This is a genomic window from Lacticaseibacillus suihuaensis, assembly GCF_054785075.1.
The window spans coordinates 546,377-552,578 of sequence record NZ_BAAGBJ010000001.1 but is presented as its reverse complement, the minus strand read 5'-3'; the positions used below and the strand labels follow the sequence as shown (position 1 = coordinate 552,578).

The 6,202-nt window shown below is 66.6% G+C and carries 7 protein-coding genes and 1 pseudogene; 5 read left to right on the top strand and 3 right to left on the bottom strand.

The features are described 5' to 3' along the window. A pseudogene (locus ACYVRZ_RS02585) lies at positions 1-149 on the top strand (UTP--glucose-1-phosphate uridylyltransferase); the annotation flags it as partial. A 58-nt stretch (positions 150-207) separates the two neighbouring features. On the opposite strand, the gene ACYVRZ_RS02580 reads toward ACYVRZ_RS02585, so the two are convergent. Next, the gene (locus ACYVRZ_RS02580) at positions 208-375 is read right to left on the bottom strand and encodes a hypothetical protein (protein WP_461224516.1); all 168 of its coding nucleotides are present in this window, start codon (positions 373-375) and stop codon (positions 208-210) included. Beyond that, positions 375-1,196, bottom strand: coding sequence for an aldose epimerase family protein (locus tag ACYVRZ_RS02575; RefSeq protein WP_461224514.1), 822 nt, complete (start codon positions 1,194-1,196; stop codon positions 375-377). The genes ACYVRZ_RS02580 and ACYVRZ_RS02575 overlap by 1 nt, the downstream gene beginning before the upstream one ends. Positions 1,197-1,369: 173 nt before the next feature. Between ACYVRZ_RS02575 and ACYVRZ_RS02570 the strand changes: the two genes are divergently transcribed. Beyond that, complete coding sequence (locus ACYVRZ_RS02570; RefSeq protein WP_461224512.1) at positions 1,370-1,930, top strand: restriction endonuclease; 561 nt, start codon at positions 1,370-1,372, stop codon at positions 1,928-1,930. A gap of 214 nt (positions 1,931-2,144) precedes the next feature. Here ACYVRZ_RS02570 and ACYVRZ_RS02565 read toward each other — a convergent pair whose 3' ends face one another. After that, on the bottom strand, positions 2,145-2,441 hold the full coding sequence (locus ACYVRZ_RS02565; protein WP_461224510.1) for a hypothetical protein: 297 nt from the start codon (positions 2,439-2,441) through the stop codon (positions 2,145-2,147). A 142-nt stretch (positions 2,442-2,583) separates the two neighbouring features. Between ACYVRZ_RS02565 and ACYVRZ_RS02560 the strand changes: the two genes are divergently transcribed. From ACYVRZ_RS02560 to ACYVRZ_RS02550, 3 genes are read left to right on the top strand one after another with little or no spacing between them, the layout of a single operon-like run. After that, a complete protein-coding gene (locus tag ACYVRZ_RS02560; protein WP_461224508.1) occupies positions 2,584-3,759 on the top strand; it encodes an acetyl-CoA C-acyltransferase in 1,176 nt (391 codons plus the stop codon). Beyond that, positions 3,756-5,009: a hydroxymethylglutaryl-CoA reductase, degradative gene (locus ACYVRZ_RS02555; protein WP_461224506.1), complete on the top strand. Its 1,254-nt coding sequence runs from the start codon at positions 3,756-3,758 to the stop codon at positions 5,007-5,009. The genes ACYVRZ_RS02560 and ACYVRZ_RS02555 overlap by 4 nt, the downstream gene beginning before the upstream one ends. After that, positions 5,006-6,172 carry a hydroxymethylglutaryl-CoA synthase gene (locus tag ACYVRZ_RS02550; RefSeq protein ID WP_461224504.1) on the top strand — a complete coding sequence of 389 codons (1,167 nt, stop codon included), beginning with the start codon at positions 5,006-5,008 and terminating at the stop codon, positions 6,170-6,172. Before ACYVRZ_RS02555 ends, ACYVRZ_RS02550 begins: the two co-directional genes overlap by 4 nt. The last annotated feature ends 30 nt before the right edge of the window (positions 6,173-6,202 follow it).

Genomic DNA, 6,202 nt, shown 5'->3' with positions numbered 1-6,202 from the left:
ACGTCGGCAACAAGTTCGGCTTCGTGGAGACCACCATCGAGTACGGCTTGACTCACCCGGAGGTCAAAGACGAGCTACGCGCGTACATCCTGCAGCTGGCGGAGCGGCTGCGCCAAGAGGACAAGGCCACGCAACCCAAGCAGGACTAAGCCGCAAAAAGAGACTGAACCCCCGCGTATCGCGGTCGGCTCAGTCTCTTTTGGTTTGTCAGCCCCACCAGGACGCCAGGGCCACCGCCACGGCGCCGGCGACCAGCAGGCCGGTCGCCGCCCAAAGCGCCAGCTTGGCCCGGCCGCTCAGGGAAAGTCGCCTGGCCAACAGTCCCGTCACCACCAGCAGGCCACAGGCCGCGATAAGCGGCGCCAGCGCGGCCATCACTGCAGCCGGTGGAGCGTGATGATCGTCTGCCGGTCGAAGGGCCGGTCGGGCGTCATCATGAAGTTGCCGTTTTGCGGGCGAATGCCGACGGCGACGTGGGGCTGGCCCAGGATGCCGTTGAAGCAGTTGGTTTCGCCGACATCGGGGAAGGTGGTGACCTCAAGCCCCTTGGCGTCGGTTTCAAGCGACAGCGACCACTTCTTGCCAATCAGGCTGGCGGTTCGGGACTCCGACCGCACCGGACGGTCCTCTGGCAGGGCCACCCGCTCGGCGTCCAGGCGCAGCTTTTGGCTCATCACGGTTTGGGCCGGGTCGCCGGTCAAGACGAAGGGAATGTTGATCAGCGGCCGGCAGGGAATCGCAGCCGTGGTTTCGACGTGCCAATCGATGGTCCAGTGGTTGTCTTGATCCAGCGTGTGCAGCACGGAGATGCGCCGCTCGCCCGGCAGGCCATCGGCGCCCTCCGGCAGGTTCAAGGTCAGGCGCAGCTGCACGTGGGTGTCGTCTTGGGCGGTTGCGGCCTGCCAGTTCCAGTTCTGCCAGCCGGTGAGACCGGAATTCTTCGGCAGGTCGCCTTGTGACCCGAACACCGGGCCGACGGTGGCGCCGAACAGCCCAGGCTCGTTGATGTAATCCTGAAAGGTGATGTAGCCCAGCGTCAGGTTGGGGTTGTGCCCGTCGCGGTCGGGCAGCCGCAGCCGCGACACCCGAGCCCCGAAGGTCAAAAAGCTCAGGCTCATGCCGGCGTCGTTGGTCAATGTGTATTGCGTGATGTTGTCGTCGCGCAGGCGAACGAAGGTGGCCGATTCAATTTGCATCTGTAACCGTTTCCTTTCATATCTGTTACAATCGTACCGAATTTAGCGGCGGGAATCAATGCTTTTTTGCGGCGAACTGTTACGGTCACCGGTTGGCGAAAAGGGCTAGGCCAACGCGCCAGTTTCTGGTAGGCTTAGGAAGATGAAACAAACGTTCGCCACAGGAGGTCACCATGCAGCGCTTACTGAAAAAAATCTACTGGTTGTGGACGGCCGGCTTCGCGCTGGCCTTGGGCTACGCGTTTTGGGGCCGGACCTACTTCCTGGCCCTGCGGCCGCGGCTGGACTTGGCCGCCTTTGTGCTGATCGCCGGCTGGGTCGGCATCAACGCGGTGCTGTTGTACCGGCGGCACTTTCGCTACCGCGACCTGCAGATGGAGAAGGTCGACGCGATGGACGGCGAAGAGTTCGAGCATTTTTGCGCGTATGTCTTGCGACGTAACGGCTTTAAGCGCATCCAGGTCACCCAGCTGTCAGGTGATCAGGGCATCGACGTGATCGCCCGCAAAAACAAGAAGTCCGTCGGCTTTCAGTGCAAACGCTACACCGGCTTTGTCGGCAACAAGGCGGTGCAAGAGGTTTGGACCGGCCACAACTTCTACAAGCTGGATGAGGCGGCGGTGATCACCAACTCCGAGTTCAGTGACGCGGCCAAGGAGCTGGCCGACGACCTTGGGGTGATGCTGATTGACCGGCCGCGGCTGCGCCGGCTGATGCGGCGGCTGCCGAGCTGAGGAACCGCCCGGGCAACGGCGGGTGACCCGCGAGGCGGGACCGCTGACCGCCCGGTGCTGGCCGGCCACCGCTGGCGCTGGGTCGCGCGGCGACTGGCGGCCACTGCGCCTGCCGAGTCCCGACCCTGTTGGCCGTTGCCCGAGGTGGCACCGGGTTACGGACCGCAGGCTTGCCGGCGCCGGCAAGGCAAGTCACCTCGGGCTTGGGCTGTGCTCAGTTAATCACTAGGGCCTGGGCGCGTTGCTGGAAGCCAAAGGCCGGCACCGGGCCGGTCGGGGTTTGCAGGTAGACGTAGCGGTTGCGCAGCTCGGGCCGATCCAGCAGCACCCGCAGCTCCCACAGGCGGTGCGGGTGACCGCCTGCTTTGGGCAGCAGGGTGAGGCGCGGGGCGTCCAGCACGGTGGCGAGCTCGTAGGTCGCAATGTTGGCCACCTGGTCGCCGCTTTGCATCTGGACGGCCGTGTTTTGGTTGTAGTCGGCGAGAAGCGCCAGCAGGTCGATCACGCGCATATCGCGCCTCCGTTCGGGTTTTTGTCCATGATAAGCCCCTCCGCGGTCAAATGCTAAGTTTTTCTTAGCGGCGGTGTCGGGAGTGGGGCCGCTTGCTATACTAGAAGGCATGACAAGTGGTAGAAGACCACGGGGAGGAAATATGACTGAAGTTGTGATTCTAAGTGCCGCCCGGACGCCGATCGGCCGGTTCGGCGGCGCCTTGGCCGGGATGTCGGAGGTGGCGCTTGGCACGGTGGCGGCCAAGGCCGCGATTGAACGCGCCGGGCTTGCCCCGACCGACCTCGACCAGTCGGTGTTCGGCAACGTGCTGCAGGCCAACGGCGGCCAAAACGTGGCGCGGCAGATTGCCCTGCAAAGCGGCATGGGCACCGACAGCTCCGCGATGACCATCAACGAGGTCTGCGGCTCCGGACTTAAGGCCGTGCGGTTGGGCCAAAGCGCGATTCTGTTGGGCGACGCCGACGCGGTTTTGGTCGGCGGTACCGAAAGCATGAGCCAAACGCCGTACTACGCGCCCGACCTGCGCTTCGGCCACAAGCTCGGCAACGTCGCCTTCGTCGATGGCCTGCAGCGCGACGGGCTGACCGATGCCTTCACCGGCGAGCCGATGGGCATCACCGCCGAGAACGTCGCGGCCCAGTTCGGCGTGTCGCGCAAGGTCCAAGACGCCTTCGCGCTGGCCTCGCACCAAAAAGCGGTGGCGGCTCAGGCGGCCGGCGATTTTGACGCCGAAATTGTGCCGGTGACGGTGCAGACGCGCCGCGGTCCGGTGGTGGTCGCAAGAGACGAGGGACCGCGGCCGGACACCAGCGCGGCCAAACTCGCGGCGCTTGCGCCGGCCTACAAGCCGGACGGCACGGTGACGGCCGGTAACGCCTCGGGCATCAACGACGGCGCCGCCGCCTTGGTGCTGATGCGCAAGGACCTGGCCGAAAGCCGCGGCCTGCCGTACCTGGGGACGATTGCCGGCTACAGCGAAGGCGGCATCGACCCCAACTTCATGGGCTACGCGCCCAAGCGGGTGATCGAGAAGCTGTTGGCCAAGACCCACAGCACGATGGCAGACATCGACCTCTTTGAGATCAACGAGGCCTTTGCGGCGCAGAGCGTGGCCGTGGCCACCGAGCTGGCCGTGCCTGCGGCCAAGCTGAACGTGGCCGGCGGGGCGATTGCGCTGGGGCATCCGCTCGGCGCCTCTGGGGCCCGGGTGCTGACGACGCTTTTGGCGGCGCTTGACCGCCGCGGGGCGAAAACGGGCATCGCGGCGCTTTGCGTCGGCGGTGGCATCGGCGTTGCGATGCAGGTTCGCCGGTGAAATTCTACCAGCTGACCCCAGACGAACGCCGGAAGCTGCTGGTCGACCAGGGTCACCTGACGCCGGCAGATGCCGCGTTGCTGGCCCAGACACCGATGCTGGCGCCCGACGTGGCCGCTCACCTGATTGAAAACCAGATCGGCCAGTTCGCGCTGCCACTGGGCGTGGTCCGGGACCTCGTGGTCAACGGCCAGACGGTTCAGGTCCCACTGGTCACCGAGGAGCCTTCGGTGGTGGCGGCCGCCAACAACGGGGCTCGCATCGCCGCCTTGAACGGCGGGGTGACCGCCACGGCGCCACTGCACCGCGTGATCGGCGAGGTGGTGTTCGACGCGCCGGGCGATTGGGACCGAGCGGCGGCGAAGCTTCGGGCCCACGAACCGGAGATTCGCGCCGTGGCCGCCGCCGCCCACCCGTCGATTGTGCGGCGCGGTGGCGGTCTCGACAGCCTCACGGTGACGCGTCTCGGTGATTTTTTGAAGCTGAGCCTGAGCATCGATCCGCAGGCCGCGATGGGGGCCAACATTGTCAACACCATCTGCGAGGCGGTGGGTCACGCGGCCGCGGCCTGGCTCGGCCAGGCGCCGTTGGTCGCCATTTTGACCAACGGCGGCGGGGCCGCCACCGTGGCCACGGTGCGGCTGGCCGCGGCGACCTTGGCGACCAAGGACCAGCCGGGTACCGCCATCGCGGCTCGCATCGCGCGGCTCAGTACCCTTGCGCAGGTCGATGAAGACCGTGCGGTGACCCACAACAAGGGCATCATGAACGGCATCAGTGCGGCGGTTTTGGCCACCGGCAACGACGGGCGAGCCGTGGCCGCCGGGGCCCATGCCTTTGCCGCGACTGGCGGTTCGTACCAACCGCTGGCGACCTGGCGGCTGGCCGCCAACGGGGACCTGTGCGGCCGCATCGCGCTGCCGCTTCAAGTCGGGGTGGTTGGCGGGGCCACCGGCGCCTTGCCGGTGGCCCAGGCCGCGCTGCGGCTGGGCGGCTACCAAGACGTCGCGGCGCTTCAGACGACGCTTGCGGCGCTGGGCCTGGTGCAAAACCTCGCGGCGCTTAGAGCCCTGGCCGGCCCCGGCATTCAGGCCGGGCACATGAGGCTTCAGGCCAACGCCTTGGCGATTGCCGCTGGGGCGACGGGACCGGAAATTGCGACGGTGGCCGCGGGGTTGCAACCCGGGCGAATGAGCCTGGCTCAGGCCCAGGCGCTGCTCGCGGCCCAACGAAAGGATGACGACTCATGACCATCGGGATTGACCAGATTGCGTTTGACACGCCGGCTTTTTACGTCGACCTGCGGGAGCTGGCCGTCGCGCGAGACATTGCGCCGGACAAGTTCACCATCGGCATCGGCCAAGATCAACAGGCCGTCGCACCCAGCAGCCAAGACATTGTGACCATGGGGGCGGCCGCGGCCAGCCGGCTGCAGCTGGACCCCAAGCGCCTGGGCCTGATTGCCTTGGGCACCGAATCCGGCGTCGATGCCAGCAAGGCCGCGACGCTGTACCTGCAGCGGCTGTTGGGGCTTGGCCCCTGGGTTCGGGCCGTCGAGCTCAAGGAGGCCTGCTACGGCGGCACCGCGGCGTTGATGATGGCGCGGGATTACGTCGCGGCGCATCCGGATCGCCAGGCGCTGGTCATCGCCGCAGACATCGCGCGGTACGGCCTGGCAACGGCCGGCGAGGTGACGCAAGGCGCCGGGGCGGTGGCGATGGTGGTCAGCACCGCGCCGCGGCTGCTGGCCCTGGCCGATGATTCGGTGCATTACGCCGAAGACATTCAGGACTTCTGGCGGCCGGTTTACACCGACCAGGCGCTCGCTCGCGGCAAGTACTCAACCGAGCAGTACCTACGCTTCTTCGACCTGGTTTGGCGGCGCTACCGGGCGATCACCGGTCGCACAATCGGTGACTTCAAGGCCCTGCTGTTTCACCTGCCTTACACCAAAATGGGGCTCAAGGCGCTGCGGCAGGTGCTGCCGGAGGCGACGACCGCTCAGCAGGCTGCGCTGAGTGGCGCCTTTGAAACCAGCGCCCGTTACAGCCGGCGGGTCGGCAACCTTTACACCGGCTCCCTGTACCTGAGCCTGCTATCACTGCTGGACGGGGCCACGAACCTGCAGGCCGGCGACCGGCTGGGGTTGTTCTCCTACGGCTCGGGGGCGGTCGGCGAGTTCTTCAGCGCGACGTTGGTGCCCGGGTTTGAGGCGCAGCTGACCGCCGCGGCCAACCTGGCGCGGCTGGACGCGCGGCGTCGGCTGAGTGTCGCCGAGTACGAGGCGGTGTTTGCCGACAAAGTGCCGTACGGACCGGCGTCTTACCAGCCGAATCCCGGCTGGTTCGCCGGCCGCTTCTTGCTGACTGGCGTTCAGAATCAGGAGCGACAGTACCAGGCGGTAACGGAATAGCTAAGCGCAGGCAGGGCCCAGGGTGGCCCC

What these genes read in the sequence shown, in the direction of transcription:
- ACYVRZ_RS02580 (WP_461224516.1), bottom strand. Translation starts at nt 375, where the DNA reads ATGGCCGCGCTGGCGCCGCTTATCGCGGCCTGTGGCCTGCTGGTGGTG.
- ACYVRZ_RS02575 (WP_461224514.1), bottom strand. Translation starts at nt 1,196, where the DNA reads ATGCAAATTGAATCGGCCACCTTCGTTCGCCTGCGCGACGACAACATC.
- ACYVRZ_RS02570 (WP_461224512.1), top strand. Translation starts at nt 1,370, where the DNA reads ATGCAGCGCTTACTGAAAAAAATCTACTGGTTGTGGACGGCCGGCTTC.
- ACYVRZ_RS02565 (WP_461224510.1), bottom strand. Translation starts at nt 2,441, where the DNA reads ATGCGCGTGATCGACCTGCTGGCGCTTCTCGCCGACTACAACCAAAAC.
- ACYVRZ_RS02560 (WP_461224508.1), top strand. Translation starts at nt 2,584, where the DNA reads ATGACTGAAGTTGTGATTCTAAGTGCCGCCCGGACGCCGATCGGCCGG.
- ACYVRZ_RS02550 (WP_461224504.1), top strand. Translation starts at nt 5,006, where the DNA reads ATGACCATCGGGATTGACCAGATTGCGTTTGACACGCCGGCTTTTTAC.